This is a genomic window from Streptomyces sp. NBC_01012 (assembly GCF_045162755.1).
GTDB lineage: Bacteria > Actinomycetota > Actinomycetes > Streptomycetales > Streptomycetaceae > Streptomyces.
Genome location: NZ_CP108688.1, coordinates 3,749,949 through 3,771,974, shown reverse-complemented (window position 1 = coordinate 3,771,974; position 22,026 = coordinate 3,749,949). Strand labels below are relative to the sequence as shown.

Annotated in this window: 19 protein-coding genes and 1 tRNA gene; 7 read left to right on the top strand and 13 right to left on the bottom strand. The window is 69.8% G+C overall.

All coding sequences use genetic code 11. The annotated features are described in order from the left end of the window. Nucleotides 1-84: 84 nt before the first annotated feature. Complete coding sequence (locus OG623_RS17040) at nt 85-1,860, top strand: GAF domain-containing protein (protein ID WP_406147446.1); 1,776 nt, start codon at nt 85-87, stop codon at nt 1,858-1,860. Between the two features lie 21 nt (nt 1,861-1,881). Here the strand turns inward: OG623_RS17040 and OG623_RS17035 are convergent, their stop codons facing one another. From OG623_RS17035 to OG623_RS17020, 4 genes are all read right to left on the bottom strand, one after another. Then, entirely contained in the window at nt 1,882-2,724 is an 843-nt protein-coding gene (locus OG623_RS17035; RefSeq protein WP_406147445.1) for a Cof-type HAD-IIB family hydrolase, read from the bottom strand. A gap of 190 nt (nt 2,725-2,914) precedes the next feature. Beyond that, nucleotides 2,915-3,826, bottom strand: coding sequence for an LLM class flavin-dependent oxidoreductase (locus OG623_RS17030; protein WP_406147443.1), 912 nt, complete (start codon nt 3,824-3,826; stop codon nt 2,915-2,917). A gap of 79 nt (nt 3,827-3,905) precedes the next feature. Next, the gene (locus OG623_RS17025) at nt 3,906-4,463 is read right to left on the bottom strand and encodes an RNA 2'-phosphotransferase (RefSeq protein ID WP_406147441.1); all 558 of its coding nucleotides are present in this window, start codon (nt 4,461-4,463) and stop codon (nt 3,906-3,908) included. Nucleotides 4,464-4,811: 348 nt separating this feature from the next. Next, nucleotides 4,812-6,674, bottom strand: coding sequence for an SDR family oxidoreductase (locus OG623_RS17020; RefSeq protein ID WP_406147439.1), 1,863 nt, complete (start codon nt 6,672-6,674; stop codon nt 4,812-4,814). Nucleotides 6,675-6,922: 248 nt separating this feature from the next. On the opposite strand from OG623_RS17020, the gene OG623_RS17015 reads away from it, so the two are divergent. The 6 genes from OG623_RS17015 to OG623_RS16990 all read left to right on the top strand — a co-directional run bounded on the left by OG623_RS17015 (nt 6,923) and on the right by OG623_RS16990 (nt 11,817). Beyond that, on the top strand, nt 6,923-7,927 hold the full coding sequence (locus OG623_RS17015; protein ID WP_406151864.1) for an ABC transporter ATP-binding protein: 1,005 nt from the start codon (nt 6,923-6,925) through the stop codon (nt 7,925-7,927). Next, nucleotides 7,924-8,835 carry an ABC transporter permease gene (locus OG623_RS17010; protein WP_406147437.1) on the top strand — a complete coding sequence of 304 codons (912 nt, stop codon included), beginning with the start codon at nt 7,924-7,926 and terminating at the stop codon, nt 8,833-8,835. Before OG623_RS17015 ends, OG623_RS17010 begins: the two co-directional genes overlap by 4 nt. Continuing rightward, nucleotides 8,832-9,743, top strand: coding sequence for an ABC transporter ATP-binding protein (locus OG623_RS17005; protein WP_406147435.1), 912 nt, complete (start codon nt 8,832-8,834; stop codon nt 9,741-9,743). Before OG623_RS17010 ends, OG623_RS17005 begins: the two co-directional genes overlap by 4 nt. 30 nt (nt 9,744-9,773) lie before the next feature. Further along, on the top strand, nt 9,774-10,493 hold the full coding sequence (locus OG623_RS17000; RefSeq protein ID WP_406147433.1) for an ABC transporter permease: 720 nt from the start codon (nt 9,774-9,776) through the stop codon (nt 10,491-10,493). A gap of 282 nt (nt 10,494-10,775) precedes the next feature. Then, complete coding sequence (locus OG623_RS16995; RefSeq protein WP_406147432.1) at nt 10,776-11,468, top strand: hypothetical protein; 693 nt, start codon at nt 10,776-10,778, stop codon at nt 11,466-11,468. 263 nt (nt 11,469-11,731) lie between these two features. Then, nucleotides 11,732-11,817, top strand: a tRNA-Ser gene (locus OG623_RS16990). A 159-nt stretch (nt 11,818-11,976) separates the two neighbouring features. Here OG623_RS16990 and OG623_RS16985 read toward each other — a convergent pair. From OG623_RS16985 to OG623_RS16945, 9 genes are all read right to left on the bottom strand, one after another. Beyond that, a complete protein-coding gene (locus tag OG623_RS16985; RefSeq protein ID WP_406151862.1) occupies nt 11,977-12,792 on the bottom strand; it encodes an HAD-IIB family hydrolase in 816 nt (271 codons plus the stop codon). A 20-nt stretch (nt 12,793-12,812) separates the two neighbouring features. Continuing rightward, complete coding sequence (serS, locus tag OG623_RS16980) at nt 12,813-14,090, bottom strand: serine--tRNA ligase (RefSeq protein WP_406147430.1); 1,278 nt, start codon at nt 14,088-14,090, stop codon at nt 12,813-12,815. A gap of 630 nt (nt 14,091-14,720) precedes the next feature. Beyond that, nucleotides 14,721-15,656 carry a prephenate dehydratase gene (gene pheA / locus OG623_RS16975; RefSeq protein WP_406147429.1) on the bottom strand — a complete coding sequence of 312 codons (936 nt, stop codon included), beginning with the start codon at nt 15,654-15,656 and terminating at the stop codon, nt 14,721-14,723. Nucleotides 15,657-15,724: 68 nt separating this feature from the next. Beyond that, entirely contained in the window at nt 15,725-16,996 is a 1,272-nt protein-coding gene (gene efeB, locus OG623_RS16970; protein ID WP_406147427.1) for an iron uptake transporter deferrochelatase/peroxidase subunit, read from the bottom strand. A gap of 5 nt (nt 16,997-17,001) precedes the next feature. Further along, complete coding sequence (locus OG623_RS16965) at nt 17,002-19,008, bottom strand: copper resistance CopC/CopD family protein (protein ID WP_406147425.1); 2,007 nt, start codon at nt 19,006-19,008, stop codon at nt 17,002-17,004. Nucleotides 19,009-19,020: 12 nt separating this feature from the next. After that, nucleotides 19,021-19,467: a copper chaperone PCu(A)C gene (locus OG623_RS16960; RefSeq protein ID WP_406147423.1), complete on the bottom strand. Its 447-nt coding sequence runs from the start codon at nt 19,465-19,467 to the stop codon at nt 19,021-19,023. Next, nucleotides 19,464-20,120, bottom strand: coding sequence for an SCO family protein (locus tag OG623_RS16955; RefSeq protein WP_406147421.1), 657 nt, complete (start codon nt 20,118-20,120; stop codon nt 19,464-19,466). Before OG623_RS16955 ends, OG623_RS16960 begins: the two co-directional genes overlap by 4 nt. Nucleotides 20,121-20,170: 50 nt before the next feature. Then, nucleotides 20,171-20,902 (bottom strand): YcnI family protein, encoded by a 732-nt coding sequence (locus tag OG623_RS16950; RefSeq protein ID WP_406147420.1) that lies wholly within the window; start codon nt 20,900-20,902, stop codon nt 20,171-20,173. A gap of 103 nt (nt 20,903-21,005) precedes the next feature. Beyond that, complete coding sequence (locus OG623_RS16945; protein WP_406147419.1) at nt 21,006-21,833, bottom strand: hypothetical protein; 828 nt, start codon at nt 21,831-21,833, stop codon at nt 21,006-21,008. Between the last annotated feature and the right edge of the window lie 193 nt (nt 21,834-22,026).

Here is a 22,026-nt window from a genome sequence, read left to right as displayed (position 1 = left end):
GGCAGCACTCGTCCGAGAGCGGCGGGCAGCTCCCGGCACCGGTTCCGACTTTCCGGACCTTTCACCTCTTACTAGGCTCGGGTCATGGCCGAGCAGGACCCGAAGGACTCTCCCGGAGCCGCGCAGCAGACCGGCGGAATCCTGCGAGGGCTCTCCCCCGAGCTGACCGCGTGCGTTCCGGAGCTGCTGGAGGCGACGAGGTCGGTCGGTTCGGGCATCGAGCTCCACTCCACCCTGGAGCGCATCTGCGAGACGACGGCCGAACTCGCCCGTGCCCGCTATGCGGCCATCGGTGTCGTCGAAAGCCCCGGTGAGACTCTCTCCGACTTCATCAGCCACGGGGTGTCCGACGAGGCCGCCCGGGAGATCGGCCGGTGGCCCGACGGGCACACCGGACTGCTGGGAGCGCTGATCCAGGAGGGCGTTCCCATCCAGCTGGAGGATCTGACGGGCGACCCACGGTTCGCCGGGTTTCCGGCCGGACATCCGCCGATGCGGACCTTCCTCGGGGTCCCGATCCGGGTCCAGGGCAAGATCTTCGGGAATCTCTACGTGGCGGAGAGACAGGACGGGGAGCCCTTCGGCGACGACGAACTGCACATGCTGCGCGTGCTGGCCACCGAGGCCGGGATCGCCATCGGCCACGCACGGACGTACGACGCCGCACGACAGCGTGAGCAGTGGATCGACGGCTCGGTAGCCGTCACCACGGCGCTGCTCTCGGCCGGTGACGCCGACGAGGCACTCGCCGTCGTCGCGGAGCAGGCGCGCCGGCTCGCCGACGCCGCGGCCGGCATCGTGCTGCTTCCGGCCGAGTCGGGAGGTCTGGAGATCGCCGCCATCGCCTGCGACAAGCCGTCAGGGGCCCTCGGGGTGATCATCCCGCCGCAGAGCCCCGTGGTGGCGGCGCTCCTGAGGGGCGAGGAGGTGTTCCTGGACGACTCGGCGACCGACCCCCGCATGACCACAGGACTGGCCGACCGGTTCGGGCCGCACATGCTGCTGCCGCTGCGCAGCGGGGGCCGGGTGCTCGGCGCGCTGTCGATCCCGCGGGTCAGGGGCGGCCGGCCGTTCACCCCGGCGGAGCGGACGCTGGCCACCCACTTCGCCGCGCAGGCCGCCCTTGCGCTGAAGCTGGCGGAGGCGCAACGTGACCGGGAGCGGCTCGCTGTCTACGAGGACCGGGACCGGATCGCCCGGGACCTCCACGACCTGGTCATCCAGCGCCTCTTCACCACCGGGATCATGCTGGAGGGAGCTCAGCGGCGCTCTCAGGTCGCCGAGGTGCGGGCCGGTATCGGACGGGCCGTGGACGAACTGGACGTGACCATCCAGGAGATCCGTACGGCCATCTTCGCGCTGCAGCAGGAACCGGCCGAGGCGCCGTCCGCGTTGCGGACGCGAGTGCTGCGGGAGATCAACATGGCCGCGGTGCCGCTGGGGTTCATGCCCTCGCACCGGTTCCTGGGGCCGGTCGACTCGCTGGTGGGGGAGCTCGCGGGCAAGAACCTCATCGCGGCTCTGCGCGAGGCGCTGTCCAACACGTTCCGCCACGCGGGGGCCTCGCGCGTCGAGGTGCGGGTGGACGCGACCGCGGTGCTGCCGGACGGGCGGGACGCCGTACGGCTGACCGTCGCGGACGACGGGGTGGGCATCCCGGAGGGGGGCCGCCGCAGCGGTCTGCGCAACCTCGCCAGGCGTGCCGAGTCGCTGGGCGGCGCCAGCTGGTTCGGGCCGGGGCTCGGGGAGGAGGGGCACAAGGCGGGCGAGAGCGGGACGACAGGCGACCGCGGCACGACGGGCGAGAGCGGGACGACAGGCGAGAGCGGTACGACGGTGACCTGGCAGGTCCCGCTCTGACGGACGTCAGGGGAGACCGGCTCAGCGCCCGGCGATGATCCGCTCGATGACCACCGCGACGCCGTCCTCGTTGTTCGTGAGCGTCACACCGGACGCCGCGGCCAGGGCGGCCGGATGGGCGTTGCCCATGGCGAACGAGGCACCGGCCCAGCTCAGCATCTCCACATCGTTCGGCATGTCCCCGAACGCGACCACCTCGCCCGGAGCGATCCCGCGCTCCGCACAGCACTCGGCGAGCGTGTCGGCCTTGGAGACGCCGAGGGCGCTGATCTCCAGCAGTGCGGTGGGGCTCGACCGGGTGAAGGACGCCTGGTCCCCCGCGAGTTCGCGGGCCATTGCGAGGAAGGCGTCCGGGGCGAGCTCGGGGTGATGGGCCAGGATCTTCAGGACCGGCGCACCGGTACCAGGAGCCTCCTCGTGCAGCAGCTTCTCGGCGACGGCGACCGTGGCACCCGGGTCCATGTGGAACGGGGGATAGGCCGGCTCGTAGTGGATGCCGGTGCTCAGCTCGACGGCGAACGACACCCCGGGTGCGACCCCGCGCAGGATGTCGACCACGCCGATGGCGGTCGAGCGGTCCAGCGGACGGACCTTGATCAGCCGCCCGTCATGGAGATCGGCGACCGCGGCCCCGTTCGCGCAGATCGCCATGCCGTGGCCCTGCACATGGGGGCTGACGACGTCCATCCAGCGGGCGGGCCTCCCGGTGACGAAGAAGACCTCGATTCCGGCCTCTTCGGCGGCTGCCAGGGCGGCGATCGTGCGGTCCGACAGGGTCTTGTCGTCGCGCAGGAGAGTGCCGTCCAGATCGGTGGCGATCAGCCGGGTCACGGCAGGCAGAGGCGAGTCGGTAGCTGGGGTCACCCGGCCATTCTCCCGTACGAGGCTGCACGGGCGTGCAGAGGGGCGCCCATGTGAGAGTGCGAGTCCCTGAGCTGGGGAACATGTCAGGGGCATATGCCAAGGGCTCTCTGAGGCAACCCGCCCAGGCCGGAGGGGGTGGTCCGTGGATCCGGAGCATGTTCCACCCCGGCCGGAGGCGGGAGCCGAGGGGTCAGCCGAACGGGCCCAGCGCTTCGGTGGCGATGCGTTCGAACAGTTCGGTGTCCATGGCGAAGCCGGAGTCCTGCACCGGCCAGTGGACGACGATCTCGGTGAACCCGAGGTCGAAATGCGTTCCCGCGAAGTCGACGAACGCGTCGAAGGACCGCAACGGCCGGCCGGGGGTGAAACCGGTGAGAAGGATCTTGTCCAGATCGGCGACATCCCGGCCCGCCTCCTCGCAGGCCTCACCGAGACGGCTGATCTGGCCGCCGATGGCCGCCACGGACTGCTCGGCGGTGCCCGTCTCGTAGAGCTTCGGGTCTCCCGTGGTCACCCATGCCTGGCCGTACCGCGCCGCGAGCCTCAGCCCGCGGGGTCCGGTGGCGGCCACCGCGAAGGGCAGCCGGGGGCGCTGTACGCAGCCGGGGATGTTCCGCGCCTCGTTCGCGGCGTAGAAGCGGCCCTCGTACGTCACGGAGGGCTCCCGGAGCAGCTGGTCGAGCAGGGGGACGAACTCGTCGAAGTGGTCGGCGCGTTCACGCGGGGTCCAGGGCTCCTCGTCGCTCCCGCGCAGGGTGGTGGCGTCGAAGCCGCTGCCACCTGCCCCGATACCGAGTGTGATCCGTCCGTCGGAGACGTCGTCCAGCGTGATGAGGTCCTTGGCGAGCGTCACCGGATGCCGGAAGTTGGGCGAGGTGACGAGCGTGCCGAGACGCAGCCGCTCGGTTGCCGCGGCGGCGGCCGTCAGGGTCGGGACGGCTCCGAACCACGGGCCGTCACGGAACGTCCGCCAGGCCAGGTGGTCGTAGGTGTACGCGGCGTGGAATCCCAGCTCCTCGGCGCGTACCCACAGGGGCCGGCCGCCCTCGTGCCAGCGGTGGATGGGAAGGATCACGGTGCTCAGTCGACGGGGGGAGGTCATGACCACGACTCTACGGCGGCGGCTCCGGGCTCCGTCGGTACGTGAGCGGGGACGGGCGGGGGCCGTGGAGCCAGGGCGTTCAGGCGGGCGGTGTGCGCTCTCGCAGACACAGGAAGTCCGGTGGCACGGACGCGGTGAGCCAGACGCCGTTGGCGCTGACGTGGAAGAGATGCCCAGCCCTGTGCATGGCTCCGGCGTCCACGACGAGGACGACAGGGGTGCCGCGCCGGGAGCCGACTCGGACCGCGGTCCCGTGGTCGGGCGAGAGGTGGACATGGTGGCGGTTCATGGGCCGGAGCCCCTCGGCGCGGATGGCGTCGAGCACCCGGGCCACGGTGCCGTGGAAGAGGTGCGCGGGAGGCTCGGCCGGGGGCAGGTCGAGGTCGACGGGGACGGAGTGGCCCTGGTTCGCCCGGATGCGATCACCGGTCATGGTGAACCGCTGCTTGTCGTTGACCGCGACGACGTGGTCGAGGTCGTCCCTGGTGAGGGTGAAGCCGTGCCGGGCGCAGGCCCGCAGCAGCTCGTCCACGGCCACCCAGCCGTGGGGATCGAGAGTGATCCCGAGCCGGTCGGGTTCATGTCTCAGATGCTTCGAGAGGAATCTGGACACCTTGACGGTGCGTCGTTCGTCCATCCCGTCAGAGTGCCCGGCTCACCGCTCCGGGCGCACCTCGATTTCATCCGGAGTTCCTCGCACCCATAGCCCTGAACAGGTTTGATCCACAGCCAACTTGAGTTATCCACAGGGCTTTTGGTAATTCTGTGGACAACTCCTGTCCTACAAGCGGTATTTGTGCAACTCACCCTTTTAATAGGGGTTTTGAGTTCGGGTGCGTGCTGAAGGCACTCCAACCACGCTCTCCACAGCGCCATATGGCCAACGCGCCTCTCCGACAGGCCGGTTGTAGCGAGTGGAACCCAGGCGTGGTCAAACCGACGCACCCGCAGTTGTCATGGGCCGTCCGGCCGGCGAACCCGCCTCTCACAGAGGCGGCTTCAGCCGCGCGATGCCACGTCGCAACCCGGGGCTGATCCGTGACAGCAGCCGCACGCCTCGGGCCTCGGGCGTCACCGGCACCACGGCACGGTTGTGCACCACGGCCCCGAGAATCGCCCGAGCCACCTTCTCCGCCGGGTAGTTGCGGAGCGTGTACAGCTGGGCCGTCCGCTTCCTGAGGCGTTCCTCCTCCACCGCATCGGCTCCCGCGAAGTGCGCCGTGCCGGTGATTCCCGTATTCACCGGACCCGGGCAGATCGCACTGACACCGATGGACTTCTCGGCCAGTTCCGCGCGCAGGCATTCGCTGAGCATCAGCACCGCCGCCTTGGACGTGCTGTAGGCGGGCAGCGCGCGCGACGGCTGATAGCCCGCGGCAGAGGCGACGTTGACGATATGGCCGCCCTGACCCCGCTCGGCCATCTGTCTGCCGAAGATCCGGCAGCCGTGGATGACGCCCCACAGATTGACGTCGAGAACGCGCCGCCAGTCTTCGCCCGTCGTGTCGAGGAACGAACCGGACAGCCCGATGCCCGCGTTGTTCACCAGCACGTCCACGACGCCCAGTTCGGCGGCGACCTTCTCCCCGAGCTTCTCCATCGCCTGCTCGTCGCCGACGTCCACCACCTCGCCCCACGTGTCGGAAGCGCCGGCCAGCCGGGCGGCCTCCGCGGTCCTGGCGACGCCCTCCGCGTCCCGGTCCACGGCGACCACCCGTGCCCCCGCCTCCGCGAAGGCCAGTGCTGTGGCTCGCCCGATGCCCGCGGCCGCTCCCGTCACCAGGACCAACTGCCCTCCGAAACGGTCCGCGTGGGCACCGGTGGCCGCCAGAGCCGCCGAGCCGAAGCCGACGGAACCGACGGAACCGGCGGAACCGGCGGAGCTGACGGAACCGGCGGAGCTGACGGAACCGACGGAACCGACGGAACCGACGGAGTCGTCCGGACCGCCGGACTCCAGGTCGTCGGCGAACTCGCTGATCCAGGCAGCCAGCTGATCCGGTCTCGTGCGGGGCACCCAGTGCTTGGCGGGCAGGGTGCGCCGGACCAACCTGGGCACCCATGCGTCGAGTTCGTCGTAGAGCGACGGTGAGAGGAACGCGTCACCGGTCGGTGTGATCAGCTGCACCGGCACATGTGCGTATGCGTCCGGACGCGGACGGCGCAGGCGGTACCGGATGTTGTCGCGGTAGAGCCAGGCCCCGTGCGCCGCGTCCCGGGGGAGCGACGCCGTCGGATACCCGTCCGCCGGCACTTTCTCCATGCGCCGCAGGATCCGCGGCCACTGCCTGCCGAGCGGACCGCGCCAGGCCATCTCGGGCAGCACCGGCGTATGGAGCGCGTACACGTACCAGGACTTGGCGCCCTGGCCGATCAACTGCCCTGCACGGCGCGGGCTCGGGTGGGCCACACGCTGCCCGATCCAGTGCCCGAAGTGGTCGAGGGAAGGGCCGGACATCGATGTGAACGAGGCGATGCGGCCCTTGGTCCGCTCCACCGTCGCGAATTCCCAGGACTGGACCGATCCCCAGTCGTGGCCGACCACATGGACAGGACGGTCCGGACTCACCGCGTCCACGACGGCCAGGAAGTCATCGGTCAGCTTCTCCAGCGTGAAGCCGCCGCGCAGCGGCTTGGGCGCGGTCGACCTGCCGTGGCCCCGCACGTCGTAGAGCACCACATGCCACTGCTCAGCGAGCCGTGCGGCGACCTCGGACCAGACCTCCTTGCTGTCCGGATAGCCGTGCACGAGCACGATCGTCGGCCGTGCCGCATCGCCCAGTTCGGCGACGCACAGCTCGATCCCGCCCGTACGCACCCAGCGCTCACGCGCGCCTCGCAGCTCCACGCCGCCTCCTCGTCCCAGTGCCGACGTCGCGGTACGTGTCCGTAACGTGACACCGCTGAATGTGGCAACCGACGGACACCCGCGTCAAGGGATGCCCCGAACCTGTGGACAACCCCGGGCACGCCCCCGTGGTGTCCTCCCTCGTGGGGCCTCCCCCTACGGGTCCGTACATCTGGAGTCTGACGCGGATACAACCGCCTGGTCTGACGACTGCTGTGGCACGCGCCACTACCGTCGATGACGTGACTGTGATCGCAACCGAAAGCCTGAGCAAGCGGTTCCCGAGGGTGACCGCTCTTGACCGGCTCTCCTTGGACATCCGACCGGGCGTAACCGGCCTGGTGGGTTCCAACGGGGCCGGCAAGTCCACACTGATCAAGATCCTGCTGGGTCTGTCCCCCGCCACCGAAGGCCGGGCCGCGGTGCTCGGGCTCGACGTCGCCACCGAGGGCGCCGCCATCCGGGAGCGCGTCGGGTACATGCCCGAGCACGACTGCCTGCCACCGGACGTCTCGGCCACCGAGTTCGTCGTCCACATGGCACGGATGTCCGGACTGCCCCCCACCGCGGCCCGCGAGCGCACCGCGGACACCCTGCGTCATGTGGGGCTGTACGAGGAGCGCTACCGGCCCATCGGCGGCTACTCGACCGGTATGAAGCAGCGGGTGAAGCTGGCCCAGGCCCTGGTCCACGACCCGAAGCTGGTGCTGCTCGACGAGCCGACCAACGGCCTCGACCCCGTCGGCCGGGACGAGATGCTCGGCCTGATCCGCCGTATCCACACCGATTTCGGCATCTCGGTGCTGGTCACCTCGCACCTGCTCGGAGAGCTGGAGAGGACCTGCGACCACGTCGTCGTCATCGACGGCGGCGCGCTGCTGCGCTCCAGCTCCACCAGTGACTTCACCCAGACGACCACGACCCTCGCGGTCGAGGTCACCGACAGCGACACCCACCCGGACGGTACGGACGCCCTGCGCCGGGCGCTGACCGGGGCCGGAGTCACGCTCGTCGGGCTCGACGGCCTCGACGCCGAAGGGCTGCCGGGCGCCGGCCACATCCTCCTGATGGAGGCCACGGGGGAGGAGACGTACGACGTGGTCCGCGACACCGTCGCCGGCCTCGGCCTCGGTCTCATCCGGATGGAACAGCGGCGCCACCACATCTCCGAGGTCTTCCGCACCGAAGAGGCACCGCGGGCGGCCGTTGCCGTGACCGCGGGTGCCGTACAGCAGAAGGGGAGCGGCCGATGAGTACGGAGACCGGAACCGCGGCCGGGAGCGACACCTCCCGGATCCACAACATCGGATACCGCTCCTACGACGGCGTCCGCCTGGGCCGGGCCTATGCCCGCCGCTCGCTGTACTCGCAGTCCCTGCGGGGCTCGTTCGGACTGGGCAGGTCCGCCAAGTCCAAGGTGCTGCCGATGCTCCTGTGCGGGGTGATGTGCCTGGTGGCGCTGATCCTCGTGGCGGTCGCCATCTACGCACCCGGCATGACGAAGCTCCCGATCAAGTACACGGACTTCGCGATCTACCTGCAGGCCGTCATCGGCCTCTTCCTCGCCTCCCAGGCCCCGCAGTCCGTCTCCAGGGACCTGCGCTTCAAGAGCGTGCCGTTGTACTTCTCGCGGCCGATCGAGCGCGGGGACTACGTCCTCGCCAAGCTCGCCGCCATGGCGTCGGCCCTTCTGATCCTCACCGGGCTCCCGCTCGTCATCCTCTATGTGGGCGCGCTGCTGGCGAAGTTCGACTTCGTCGACCAGTCCAAGGGCTTCGGGCAGGGGATGGTCTCGGTGGCGCTGCTCTCCGTGCTGTTCGCCGGTCTCGGCCTGGTGGTCGCCGCGCTGACGCCGCGCAGGGGCTTCGGCGTCGCCGCCGTGATCGCCGTGCTGACCATCACCTACGGTGCGGTCTCCACGGTCCAGGCGATCGCCTGGGACACGGGCTCCACCGGTGCCATCACCTGGCTGGGGCTGTTCTCGCCCATCACGCTGATCGACGGGGTGCAGACCGCGTTCCTCGGTGCCTCCTCCGCCTTCCCAGGCGGCGAGGGAGCGCCCGGAGCCGGCGCCGGTGTCGTCTATCTGCTCGTTGTTCTCGCGCTCGTCGCCGGCTCGTACGCCGTACTGATGCGCCGCTACCGGAGGGTCGGGCTGTGACCACCATCGAGATCGACCACACCTCCCGCTGGTTCGGCAACGTGGTCGCCGTCAACGACGTGAGCATGACCGTCGGCCCCGGGGTCACCGGGCTGCTCGGCCCGAACGGTGCCGGGAAGTCCACACTGATCAACATGATGGCCGGGTTCCTCGCGCCGTCCACGGGCAAGGTGACGCTCGACGGCACGCAGATCTGGCGCAACGAGGCGGTCTACAAGGCGATCGGGATCGTGCCCGAGCGCGAGGGTATGTACGACTTCCTGACGGGCCGCGAGTTCGTCGTCGCCAATGCCGAGCTTCAGGGTCTCGGCGACGCGGCCGCGCACAAGGCGTTGGCCACGGTCGAGATGGAGTACGCGCAGGACCGCAAGATCTCGACGTACAGCAAGGGCATGCGCCAGCGCGTGAAGATGGCGTCCGCGCTGGTCCACGACCCTTCGGTACTGCTGCTCGACGAGCCCTTCAACGGCATGGACCCGCGCCAGCGGATGCAGCTGATGGAGCTGCTGCGCCGGATGGGCGCGGAGGGCCGTACGGTGCTCTTCTCCTCCCACATCCTCGAAGAGGTCGAACAGCTCGCCTCGCACATCGAGGTGATCGTGGCGGGCCGCCATGCCGCTTCGGGCGACTTCCGCAAGATCCGTCGGCTGATGACGGACCGGCCGCACCGCTACCTCGTCCGGTCCAGCGACGACCGCGGCCTCGCCGCCGCGCTGATCGCCGACCCCTCCACGGCGGGGATCGAGGTCGACGTGACGGAGAACGCTCTGCGCATCCAGGCGGTCGACTTCGGACGGTTCACGACGCTGCTGCCGAAGGTCGCGCGCGAGCACGGCATCCGGCTGCTCACCGTCTCCCCGTCCGACGAGTCCCTCGAATCGGTCTTTTCCTATCTCGTAGCGGCCTGAGTAGTGGCCGATAAGGAGCTGTGAAGCGTCATGTACGACCCCACAGTCGCCCGGCTCACCTACCGGGCCCTGCTCGGTCGGCGCCGGGCCGCCATCCTGTTCGTCCTGCCGGTGCTGCTGGTGGCCATCGCCGTGGCGGTAAGGGCGTTCGCCGGAGTCGATGACGACGTCGCCTCCGGTGTGCTGGGCGGTTTCGCCATCGCCACGATGGTCCCGCTCATCGGTGTCATCGCGGGCACCGGCGCCATCGGTCCGGAGATCGACGACGGCTCGATCGTCTACCTGCTCGCCAAGCCGGTGAAGCGGCCCACGATCATCGTCACCAAACTCGTCGTCGCCATCGCCGTCACGATGCTGTTCTCGGCGCTGCCCACGCTGATCGCGGGACTGATCCTGAACGGCAACGGCGGACAGATCGCCGTGGCCTACACGATCGCGGCGCTGGTCGCGTCGATCGCGTACAGCGCGCTGTTCCTGCTGCTCGGCACGGTCAGCCGGCACGCCGTGGTGTTCGGCCTGGTGTACGCGCTGGTGTGGGAGGCGCTCTTCGGCAGCCTGGTGCCGGGGGCCAGGACGCTCAGCGTGCAGCAGTGGTCCCTCTCGGTCGCCGAGAAGGTCGCCGGGGACGGCCTGGTCACCTCGGACGTCGGCCTGCCGCTCGCCACCGTCCTGCTGGTCGGTGTCACCGTCGTTGCCACGTGGTACGCGGGCCAGAAGCTGAGGGCGCTGAAGCTCGCCGGCGAGGAGTGAGACCGGTCGACACGCGTGCAACCCCTGCCCGGTGGGCGGGGGTTGTTCCATGTGTGGGATGAGCTGATCGCGTGACTGTGCGGTGATCGGCTCGTTGTGCAGGGTGCGTGGAGGCAACTGGAATCTGTGGCGTCGAGCTTTCGTGAATTCGGGGAATGCCGGCAGAGGTGAGGCAGCGCCCACCCGACCGGTCATCGAGCAAGTGGCAACCGTGAGCGTCCTCCACCCCGCAGCCCGGGGACAGGGCCGTCCTTGCCATGCCCGCGCACGAAAGGCATACCTATGCCCACGGAAGTCGCCCTGCTCGAATCCCCGGCCCTCCGGGTCGAGCAGATGGGGCGCGTCGAAGTCCTCGACAAGGTCAAGAGCCTTGTCATGCTTCCTGACGGAATTCACCTTCGCACAGAGGATGTGGCTCGTTACTTCGAAGTATCCACAGAGGTCGTCAAAAAGGTGACCCAACGCCACCGTGCCGAGGTGGAGGAGAACGGTCTCACGCTGCTGCGTGGCCCTGAGCTGCGCATCTTCCATAGGGACATGTTGTCCCTATGGGGAGGGGAGGAAGCGGAAAGTTATCCACAGGCAGTCACTCAGCTGCGGCTCTACACCCGCAGGACCGTGCTCAACGTCGCGATGCTTCTTCGCGACAGCGACATCGCGCGTAGCGTTCGTACGCACCTGCTCGACGCGGAGGAGGAGCTCAGGACGTCCTATGTCTCGCTCGACCGGCGCGTCACCCGCATCGAGGGCTGCCTGGCCGGCGTGGGGAGCGCGCTGCAGGAGCTCGGTCCCGTGCTGGGCCGGATGTCTCAGCGGCTCGACTCGCTCGACCGGAAGCTCGATGTCACGCATCAGGTCATCGGCGCCATGAGCCTCCGGCTCACCGACGTCTCGCAGGACGTCATCCGGCTCGACGCCCGCATGGACGATCTGGCCCATGGGCTGAGGGATCTGGGCCGCCGCACGAGCGGCTGACGGTCCCGCCGGGGACCACCGGGAAATAAATGGGTGGTCCCCGGACGGCGGGGTCGGGCAGAGTGAAGGGGACGGCGCAGGAGTACGGCGCCTCTGAAGACCGGGAGAGGAGCGCGGCGATGACCAGGAGTTCGAGTCCGTCGTGTTCCCGACAGGGTGGTCCGCAGCCGGCACCGCGGTAGCTTCATCAGCTGCCCGCGCAGTCGCCCGCCAGCTGGGCCCCCGGGTGGCCGTCACCGCGCATCGCGCGAGGCCACCCTCCCGGAGGATTGGCCGAGTGGTAAGGCAGCGGCTTGCTAAGCCGTCGTCGGGGCGTGGCCCCGCGCGCGTTCGATCCGCGCATCCTCCGCCGGAGCCGAAAGACCAGAAGCTGAAAGACCAGAAGCTGAAAGGCCAGAAGCCCGAAGCTCAGAAGCCCAAAGCTCAGAGCCCGTAGACCAGAAGCCGGCAGGCCGGAAGCCCGAAGACCCGGGCCCGCGGGCCCGGGTCTTGAGAGCAGTCGGCCCGGCTACGCGCGTGCGGCGGTCCGGAGCAGCTCCTCCAGCACCACCGCGATGCCGTCGTGCTCGTTCGACGCGGTGATCTCGTGCGCGACGGCCTTCAGGTCGTCGTGGGCGTTGGCCATCGCCACGCCGTGCTGCGCCCAGCCGAACATCGGGATGTCGTTCGGCATGTCGCCGAACGCGATCGTGTCCGACGCCTTGATGCCCAGCCGGCGTGCGGCCAGCGAGAGGCCGGTCGCCTTGCTCAGCCCCAGGGGCAGGACCTCCACGACGCCCGGGCCCGCCATGACGATGTTCACCAGGCTGCCGACGGCCTCCCGCGCGGCCTTGGCCAGGGCGTCGTCATCGAGCTCCGGGTGCTGGATGTAGATCTTGTTCAGCGGAGCGGTCCACATCTCCGCCGAGTCCGACATGAAGGTGGCGGGCAGCGGGCCCTCCTGCACCTGGTAGCCGGGCCCGACCAGCACCTCGCCGTCGAGCCCGTCACGGCTCGCGGCCAGCGCGAGCGGACCGACCTCCGCCTCGATCTTGGCCAGCGCGAGCCCGGCGAGCTGCCGGTCCAGGGTGAGGGAGGTCAGCAGCCTGTGCTCGCCCGCGTGATAGACCTGCGCCCCCTGGCCGCACACCGCGAGGCCCTCGTAGCCCAGGTCGTCGAGGATGTGCCGGGTCCACGGAACGGCTCGTCCCGTGACGACGATGTGCGCCGCGCCGGCCGCGGTCGCCGCGGCCAGCGCCTCCCGGGTGGGACCGGAAACGGTGTGGTCGTCGCGCAACAGCGTGCCGTCGAGGTCGGTCGCGACGAGCTTGTAGGGGAAGGTCACGGGGGAGGCCACGGGGGAGGTCACTTGGAGACCGGTTCCAGGAGCTCGCGTCCACCCAGATACGGACGCAGCACCTCCGGCACACGCACCGAGCCGTCGGGCAGCTGGTGGTTCTCCAGGATCGCCACGATCGTGCGCGGTACGGCGCAGAGCGTGCCGTTCAGTGTGGCCAGCGGCTGGACCTTCTTCCCGTCGCGCATCCGGACGGAGAGCCGGCGCGCCTGGAAGCTGTCGCAGTTCGACGCGGAGGTCAGCTCGCGGTACTTCCCCTGGGTCGGGATCCACGCCTCGCAGTCGAACTTCCGCGAGGCCGACGCACCCAGGTCACCGGTGGCGACATCGATCACCTGGAACGGCAGCTCCAGGCCGGTGAGCCACTGCTTCTCCCAGTCCAGGAGCCTGAGGTGCTCGGCTTCGGCCTCCGCCGGGTCGACGTACGAGAACATCTCGACCTTGTCGAACTGGTGGACCCGGAAGATGCCTCGGGTGTCCTTGCCGTACGTGCCCGCCTCGCGGCGGAAGCAGGGCGAGTAGCCGGCGTACCGCAGGGGCAGCTTGTCGGCTTCGATGATCTCGTCCATGTGGTACGCCGCGAGGGGAACCTCCGACGTGCCGACCAGGTAGTAGTCGTCCTTCTCCAGGTGGTACACGTTCTCCGAGGCCTGGCCGAGGAAGCCCGTGCCCTCCATGGCGCGCGAACGCACCAGGGCAGGCGTGATCATGGGGACGAAGCCGGCCTCGGTGGCCTGGGCGACGGCCGCGTTGACCAGGGCGAGCTCGAGCAGCGCGCCGACGCCGGTCAGGTAGTAGAAGCGCGATCCGGACACCTTGGCGCCGCGCTCCATGTCGATGGCGCCCAGCGTCTCGCCGAGCTCCAGGTGGTCCTTGGGTGCGAAGCCCTCGGCGCCGAAGTCACGGATCGTGCCGTGCGTCTCCAGGACGACGAAGTCCTCTTCGCCGCCGATCGGCACGTCCTCGTGGACGATGTTGCCGAGCAGCAGGAGCAGCCGCTTGGCCTCGGCGTCGGCCTCGTCCTGTGCGACGTCGGCTGCCTTGACCTCCGACTTCAGCCGATCGGCCTTCTTGAGGAGCTCGGTGCGCTCCTCGGGGCCGGCCTTGGGGATCAGCTTTCCGAGCGACTTCTGCTCGGAGCGGAGTTCGTCGAAGCGGATGCCGGACGACCTGCGCAGCTCGTCGGCGGAGAGCAGGGCGTCGACAAGCGCGACGTCCTCTCCACGGGCGCGCTGGGAGGCGCGAACACGGTCGGGGTCCTCACGGAGCAGGCGAAGGTCAATCACCCCTCAAGGCTACCGGTGCGGGGATCCACCGCTCGAACCGATATCGACAAGCGTGGCGCTTTGCCCGAATTGCCGGAATCAATAATCTGGGGAGAACCGGGGGTCGTCGTGCGGCCGGGGCGTCAATAAAAGGGACTCATTGCCTCGAAAAGGGAACAAGTGGCCCTGCTGCTTGACGCATCACCGGTGCCTGCGCGGGGAGTTGGGGTGTCGGTGAGAGGGTGTTGTCCACAGGTTCGCGGTGATCCAATTAGTTATCCACAGGCTGTGAAGAAGATCTGTGGATGCCGGAAGAGATCGTTCCGAAAGCCGCATGGCGGGGCGGGGATTCGCGACTCAAACCCCACCCGCGCACTCATTCGGGTGGGTATTCCCCACCTCAATGAGTTGATCAACGGAATTGAGGCGACACGGGAGGGGTCCTGACCTCATGGGGGATCCGGGAGGCCTGGGGTGATTTGTCGACCATGTCGCCCTGTGGTGTCGACTTGTCCCCAGGTGAAGGGATGACCCTGTGGATAACTTTGTGCGGACTGAAAATCAGCAGATAGGACCGACTCCGCAGGTGCGGCCGCCGGGAGCAGGCACGGGCCGGTCTGCTCGTCCGCCGGTCTGCTGATCCGCCGAGCTTCAGACCCGGCCGTCCTGGCTGCGAGCCAGCCAGTCGGATGCCTCGGTGAAAGCCGCGTCCGATGTCCCGATCCGCAAGGCGCTCACTTCTTCGGGCGTCGTCCCCGCGCGCGGATACGACCCCAGGAACCGCACCTTCGGGCAGATCCGCTTCAGCCCCATCAGCGCCTCACCGACGCGCCGGTCCGCGATGTGCCCCTCGGCGTCCACGGCGAAGCAGTAGTTCCCGATGCCCTCCCCGGTGGGCCGGGACTGGATCAGCATCAGGTTGACCCCGCGGACCGTGAACTCCTGGAGCAGTTCCAGGAGAGCACCCGGCCGGTCGGCGCCGAGCCAGATGACCACGGAGGTCTTGTCGGCTCCGGTGGGCGCGGACGGCCTGGCAGGGCGTCCCACCAGCACGAAGCGCGTCTGGGCGTTCTCCGCGTCATGGATCTCCGTCACCAGCGGTTCGAGACCGTAGGTCTCCGCGGCGAACTCACCGGCGAAGGCGGCGTCGTAGCGACCCTCCTGGACCAGCCGGGCCCCGTCGGCGTTCGAGGCCGCCGACTCCCACAGCGCGTTCGGCAGATGAGCCGACATCCAGTTGCGCACCTGAGGCTGGGCTGCCGGGTGGGCGGTGACGGTCTTGATGTCCGAGAGCTTCGTCCCGGGGCGCACCAGCAGGGCGAACGTGATGGAGAGCAGCACTTCCCGGTAGATCATCAGCGGAGCGCCCGCGGTCAGCTCGTCGAGGGTCGCGCTGATCCCGCCCTCCACGGAGTTCTCGATGGGGACGAGTGCTGCCGCGGCCTCCCCGCAACGCACCGCGTCCAGCGCGGCCGGCACCGAGACCATGGGGACGAGTTCGCGGGTGGCGGCTTCGGGAAGCGTACGGAGGGCCACCTCGGTGAAGGTGCCTTCGGGGCCGAGGTAGGCGTAGCGCGTGGCTGACATACGGTCACCCTAATGGGCCGACGGACGGGCCCGTGCGCCGTGCGCCGGGCGACGGGAAGGCGTACGCCTCACGCCTCCAACAGCCGCTGCCCCACGTACTCCCCGGTCGCGGCACCGCCCGGTACGGCGAAGAGCCCGCTCGCCTCGTGCCGGATGAACGGCGCGAGCGCGTCCCCGCGGTCGAGCTTGCGCTGGACCGGAATGAAGCCCTTGAACGGATCGGCCTGCCAGCAGATGAAGAGCAGACCCGCGTCCGGGGTGCCGTCGTCGGAGAGGCCGTCGTGGTACGAGAACGGGCGGCGCAGCATCGCGGCGCCCCCGTTCTTCTCGGGCGCGGAGATCCGGGCATGGGCGTTGTCGGGGATCAGCAGCTTGCCGTCAGCGCCTGTTCTGTCCAGGTCCATCGCGGTGTCCTCCGAGCCGCCGCTGAGCGGGGCACCGTCCGCCTTGCGGCGGCCGATGACCTGTTCCTGCCGCAGAGCCGTGAGCTCCTCCCAGTCGTCCAGGAGCATCCTGATCCGCCGGACGACGGCGTACGAGCCGCCGGCCATCCAGGCGTCGGCCGACGAACCGCCGGACGGGACGAAGATCCGCTCGTCGAAGTCGCTCTCGTCGGGCTTCGGATTGTTGGTGCCGTCGACCTGGCCCATCAGATTGCGCGTGGTCATCGGACGGGCCGTCGCACCCGGGGCGCGGTTGAAGCCGTCCATCTGCCAGCGCACCCGGGCCGTCGAGCCGGCCTCCTTCTGCAAGGCACGCAGCGCGTGGAAGGCGACGAGCGCGTCGTCGGCACCGATCTGCACCCAGAGATCGCCCTCGGAGCGCCCGGCGTCGAGATGGTCGGAGGAGAAGGCCGGCAGCGGGTCCAGGACATCCGGCCGCCGGTCGGTCAGACCGGTGCGGGTGAAGAAGGACCGCCCGAATCCGAAGGTGACGGTCAGCGAGGACGGGCCGGCGTCCAGGGCCACCCCGGTGTCGTGCTCCCGTCCGCCGTCCGCCGGCTCCCCGGCCATCATCCGCTTCGCCACGGCCGACCAGCGGCGCATCAGGGCGGCTGCCTCTCTGCGCCCCATGCCGGCCTTCAGGTCGAAGGCGATCAGATGCCCACGGGCCTGAAGCGGAGTGGTGATCCCCGCTTGATGTTTCCCGTGAAACATCGCCTCGGTCGAGCCGACCGAGGTCAGCGGCGTCGGAGGGTCCTCGCGCGTCGCGGCATAGCCCCCCGCGCCGCCCGCCGCGCCCAGGACGAGGCCCGCCGCCCCGGCCGCTCCCGCGCTGCCGATCAGCCGCCTGCGAGACACGGTGCTCGCGGGGGCGTGGTCGTCCTTCTTCTTGCTCACCCTGCTCAGCCGATCTTCACGTTCTTGGTGATGGTTGTCTGGTCGATGTCCGACGTGCGTACCGTCACGGCGACCTTCCAGTCGCCCGCCATCGGGATCTGCACACCGCTCGCCGTCCAGTGCCCCTCCGCGAGGCGGTCGGGAACGACCGGCAGCGGGCCGATGTCCTTGGCCTCCAGCGTGAAGGCGAGCTTCACCTCGGGGACGTCCAGCGGGCCTTCGTCCGGGCCGTCCACCCAGAGGTGCACGCTGTTCGAACCGGTTCCGCCGGGCGCGATGTCCAGGCGTACCGTCCCCTTGCCGTTCTGGCCGCCGGTGTCGAAGGGCAGGCTGAGATTCACCTGGCCGCTGTTCGCCGGAGCGGGCGCCGCGGCCGTGTTGCCGCGGCCGGCCTCCTCCTCGGTGCGGCCGGGCTCGGTGGACGTCAGGATCGTCGTCACGATGAGCAGCACCACGGCGATGCATGTCTCGATCATCACGGAACGCCGCAGCCCGGAGCGTTCCGGATCGGCGTCGCGGGCGCGCTTCTCCTTCGTCGCCGTCAGAGCGGCGCGCTGCCGGAGGAGCTGAGCGGCGCGCTCCGGAGCCGCCTCCTCCTCATCGGACGCGACGGCCGGCTCCAAGGGCTCCGAAGGCTGCACAGACTCCGAAGACCCCGCCGGCTCCGAAGGTTCCGCAGGCTTCACCGCCTCCACGGCCTCCACCGAACCGCCCCCCGCAGCGACATCCTCCGGCGTGGACGCGGTGCGTTCGGTCAGCCGCCCCGTCCACCGCCGCGATATCCACGCGACCCCGAGGAGCAGGGCGACGAGCACCACCTTGACGAGCAGCAGCTGCCCGTAGCGGGTCCCGGTCAGCGCGGACCACGAGCCCACCTGCCGCCAGGACTGGTAGAGCCCGGTCGCGGCGAGGACGACCACGCTGCCGAACGCCATGCGCGAGAAGCGACGTACCGCGGTGCTCGTGATGTCAGGCGTCCGGTACAGGGCGACCAGCAGCGCGGTGAGCCCGCCGAGCCAGGCCGCGACGGCGAGCAGGTGCAGGACGTCGACCGGCATGGCGATGCCCGGCTGGATCCCGGTCGAGGCGTGCTCGGCCAGGGCCCATGTACCGGCGATCCCGGCGGCGATGACGGTACCGCCCGCCGCCAGCCCGAAGGTCAGGTCCTGCTTCTCCTTCTCGTCCTCGCGCTTGGCGTACGCACCGAAGAGGACGGCGATGAAGAGCGCGGAGGCGCCCAGGAGCAGCAGCCGGGAGACCAGCGCGGCCCCCGGTTTGGTGTCCAGGACGGACTGGAGGCCGTCGAGGTCGAAGGCGTCCGCGAGCTTGCCGGATCCGGTGTACGGATTGCGCAGCAGCAGCATGGCCAGGGTCGCGGCGGTGAGAGTGATCCAGCCGCGTACGACGAGGCGCTGCATCGGGCGTGCCCCCGCCCCGCGCTGCCAGCAGGCGAGCACGAAGGCGGATCCGCCCGCGAGAAGGATGAATCCGGCGTACGCGGCGTAGCGCGCGATGCCGTAGAGCGCACCCACGAGACCGCCGCCGGCTTCGCTCGACGGCAGCGCCACGCTGGTCTCCGAGGGGGCGCCGACGGAGAAGGTGAAGGCTCCCGAGACCGGATGGCTGTCCGCGGACACGGCCTGCCAGGCCACGGTGTACGTGCCGTCCGGCAGGCCGCTGTGGAGCTGGACGCCGTACCGTACGGCCCCACCGTTCGTCAGCTCGCGGGGGGCACCCTCGTCGGCCCGCTTCCCGCTGGGATCGAGGACCCGGATCGAGTCGTCGCTGACGGCGATCTGTTCGGAGAAGGTGAGGGCGACCTCCTCGGGTGCGGTGGCGACCACCGCCCCGTCCTGCGGATCGCTCCCCGTGAGGGCGGCGTGCGCGGACGCGGGGCTCGCGCCTGCCAGCACCAGGCCGAACAGCAGGCTGATGAGCGTGGCGATGAGCGCGACCGAGGCGAGCGGCCGTCGTGCCGGGGAGGGCCCGAAGTGCGGGGCGGTGGCTGTCACGGTGTCAGTACCTCACTGCTTCTTCGGGTTGTAGGTGGTCTCCTTCACGGGAATGTCGACCTTGATGGGGTCGGCCTTCTCGAAGTGCAGCTCCACGGAGACTTTCTCTCCCTGCCGCGGCTGCTCCTTCAGCTCCGTGAACATGATGTGGTTGCCGCCCCGTTCGAGATCGAGCTCGCCACCGGCGGGCACCTCGAACGACGTGACCATCCGCATCGTGCTGTTCTTCGTCTCGTGGATCGAGACATGATCCGAGAGGGAACTCGTCACCGAGGTGAGCCGGTCGGTGGCGTCCCCGCTGTTCTTCACGAGGAGGAAGCCGGCCGCCATGTCACTGACGGGCTGTGGCATGAACGCCCCGGTCACCTCGAGCCGCGGCACGCTGTCCGATGAACACGCCGACAGCGCAAGCCCGGTGGTGAGGGTCAGGGCGCCGGCGACGGCCGTACGGCGGTTCACGGGGTCTCCCCCTTGACGAGCTCGGGGAGATCCTCGGTGTAGTTCTCGGCCGTGGTGTCCTCGCTGTAGAGCACGTACCCCTTGTCCGTCTTCGGGGAGAACGCGATGACCTGTGAGCCGTGCATCGAGACGACCGTGCCGTCCTTCTCCTTCTTCGGCGGGTCGATACCGATGCCGATCTGCCGTGCGCCCGCCTGGATGGTCGGGAAGTCGCCGGTGAGACCGGTGAAGTCGGGATCCTGGGCGTTGAGCCAGCTGCCCAGCGACGCAGGGGTGTCCCGCTCGGGGTCCGTCGTGACGAAGACGACCTGGAGCTTCTCCTGGTCGGCCTTGGGCAGCGCCCGCTTCGCGAGGGCGATGTTGCTCATGGTCAGCGGGCACACGTCGGGGCAGTTGGTGTAGCCGAAGTAGATGAGGGTCGGCTTGCCCTTGGTCTTCTCGCGCAGGTCGTACTTCTTGCCGTGCGTGTCGGTGAGGACGAGGTCGGGCTTGGTGAACGGCTGGTCGAGCACGGTCGCGGGCTTGGACTCGGTCTCGGCGGAGACGTCGGCGACGGCATTGTCCGCCGAGTCTCCGTCGCTGCCGCAGGCCGAGAGGGTCAGTGCGGCCACGGCGGCGAACGCCGCGGCCAGCACCGTCTTCTTGCTGTGCATGGAGAGCTGGTTCCTGATCTGTGAAGTACGGGTGGTGGTGCGCCGGCGGATCAGGCGCTACGGCGACGGCCGGCGAGGACGCCGAAGGCGACCCCGGCGGCGCCGACGACGATGCCGACGATGCCCAGGACACGGGCGGTGCCGTCGGTGTCCGAGGACGTGTCGTCCGATGCCGTCGTCGTTTCCTTCGTCTGCTCCGCCGCACCGCCCTTGTCATCCGCGGCGGCCGCGCCGTCGGTGTCGGCCGCCGGGGCGGTCAGTGTGAGGACGGGAGCCGGGGTATCGGGCTCTTCGCCACCCTCGGTGGGCTCCTCGATCCAGCGGACGACTTCCTTGTTGCTGTACGTCTGGAGGGCCTTGAAGACGAGTTGGTCGGTGTCCTCGGGGAGCTGCCCGACCGAGAGCGGGAACTGCTCGAAGAAGCCGGGCTCGATCCCGTCGTCGTCCGCGGTCCAGGTGACCTTGGAGACCGCCTCGTCGATCTTCTTGCCGTGCACCTCGAGCGGCTCGGCCAGCTTGCTCTTGGTGACCTTGATCTTCCAGCCGGCCACCGGCTGCGGGCTGACGGACGCCAGCGGGTGGTCCGTCGGCAGGCTGACCTCGACCTTGACGGTGGAGGCGTTGTCGCGCTCGTTGGGGACCTTGAAGTTGACCGTGGCGTAGCCGCCCTTGGCGGCCTCGCCCTGCGGCTGCACGCTGACGTGCGCGGACGCGGTACCGGCGAGCAGCAGGACGGTGGACGCGGCGACGCCGCCGGCCAGGGCGATACGGGAAACGTTCATGACAGGGATCACTCCACAGGAAGGAGGAACGGTGGTCCGGCGCGCGGAGGCGCGACGGCATCACGACCGCCTCGTCCCGGGAATCCCGGCGGAGGGGGTCGCGTCAGGCTGCGCGTACGTAGACGGGCGGCGGCCCGCGCCTGATCACCATGTGCTGCAAGGGGTCCCCGGTGGCCGGCGCGGGAGCGTCGACGGCGCTGCGGAGAGGGCGCGGCCCGGTGGTGGGCCGGCCCGGAAGTCCCGCACGCAGTGCGCGTACGAGCGCCATCGCCGCCCGCAGCGCGCGCAGCCTGGCCCCGGCCGCGAGCTGTCGGCCACCGTGCGCCGAGAGCCTGGCCAGCCGGAAGAGCGCGATCTCGCCGCGGCGCAGCAGCCAGCCCGTGGCGAGTGCGGCGAGCAGGTGCCCCAGGAACATGGGCAGGCTGGGAAGGCAGCCCGTCAGCGTGGCCAGGAGCGTCGGATCCATCGCGGAAGCGACGTCCGGCGCCGCCGCCGACGCCAGGTGGGTGTGGCCCTGGGCCACGGTGGCCGGGTCCAGGCCCGCGGTGGTCACGATGCGGTGGGCGTCCCCCGCGCTCAGCTGCGCCGGCCCGGCACCGCACACGAGACCGGCGGCGAAGCGGATCAGCGAGTCGTCCCCCGACCCCGCGACGGCGGCCGGTGTGTGCCGCCCGAGCCCGAAGAGGATGTGCAGGGCGAGCTGTCCTGCCGCGAGTGCCGCGGTGATCGAGAGGAGGGTCCGCTCACGTCCGGCGAGCGCCGCGGTGACGGCGAAGACTCCGGCCAGGCCGGCGAGCAGACTCCAGCCGGACACTCCCACGCCTGCGGCGATGCCATGTCCGGCGGCGGCGAGCACGACGCAGACCGCGGTGAACACCGCGGTCCTCAAAAGCCGCATACCGGCTCCGGCGCGTGCGACAGGCATAGACATGGCCGGGTCATCATCCCACTGCACCCCCCGTCTCCGTACGGCAGGTCCGTAAGGTCGGCATCCGTCCCCATCGGGGAGTGATCAGGGGGTGTTGCACCTGTTCATGGGGGCTCCGCCGGCCGGGATCCGGGTCCGGCATACACCGGTGGGTGGAATGTCCGCATCCGCCGAACGAGCGCTGTCACAGCCGATC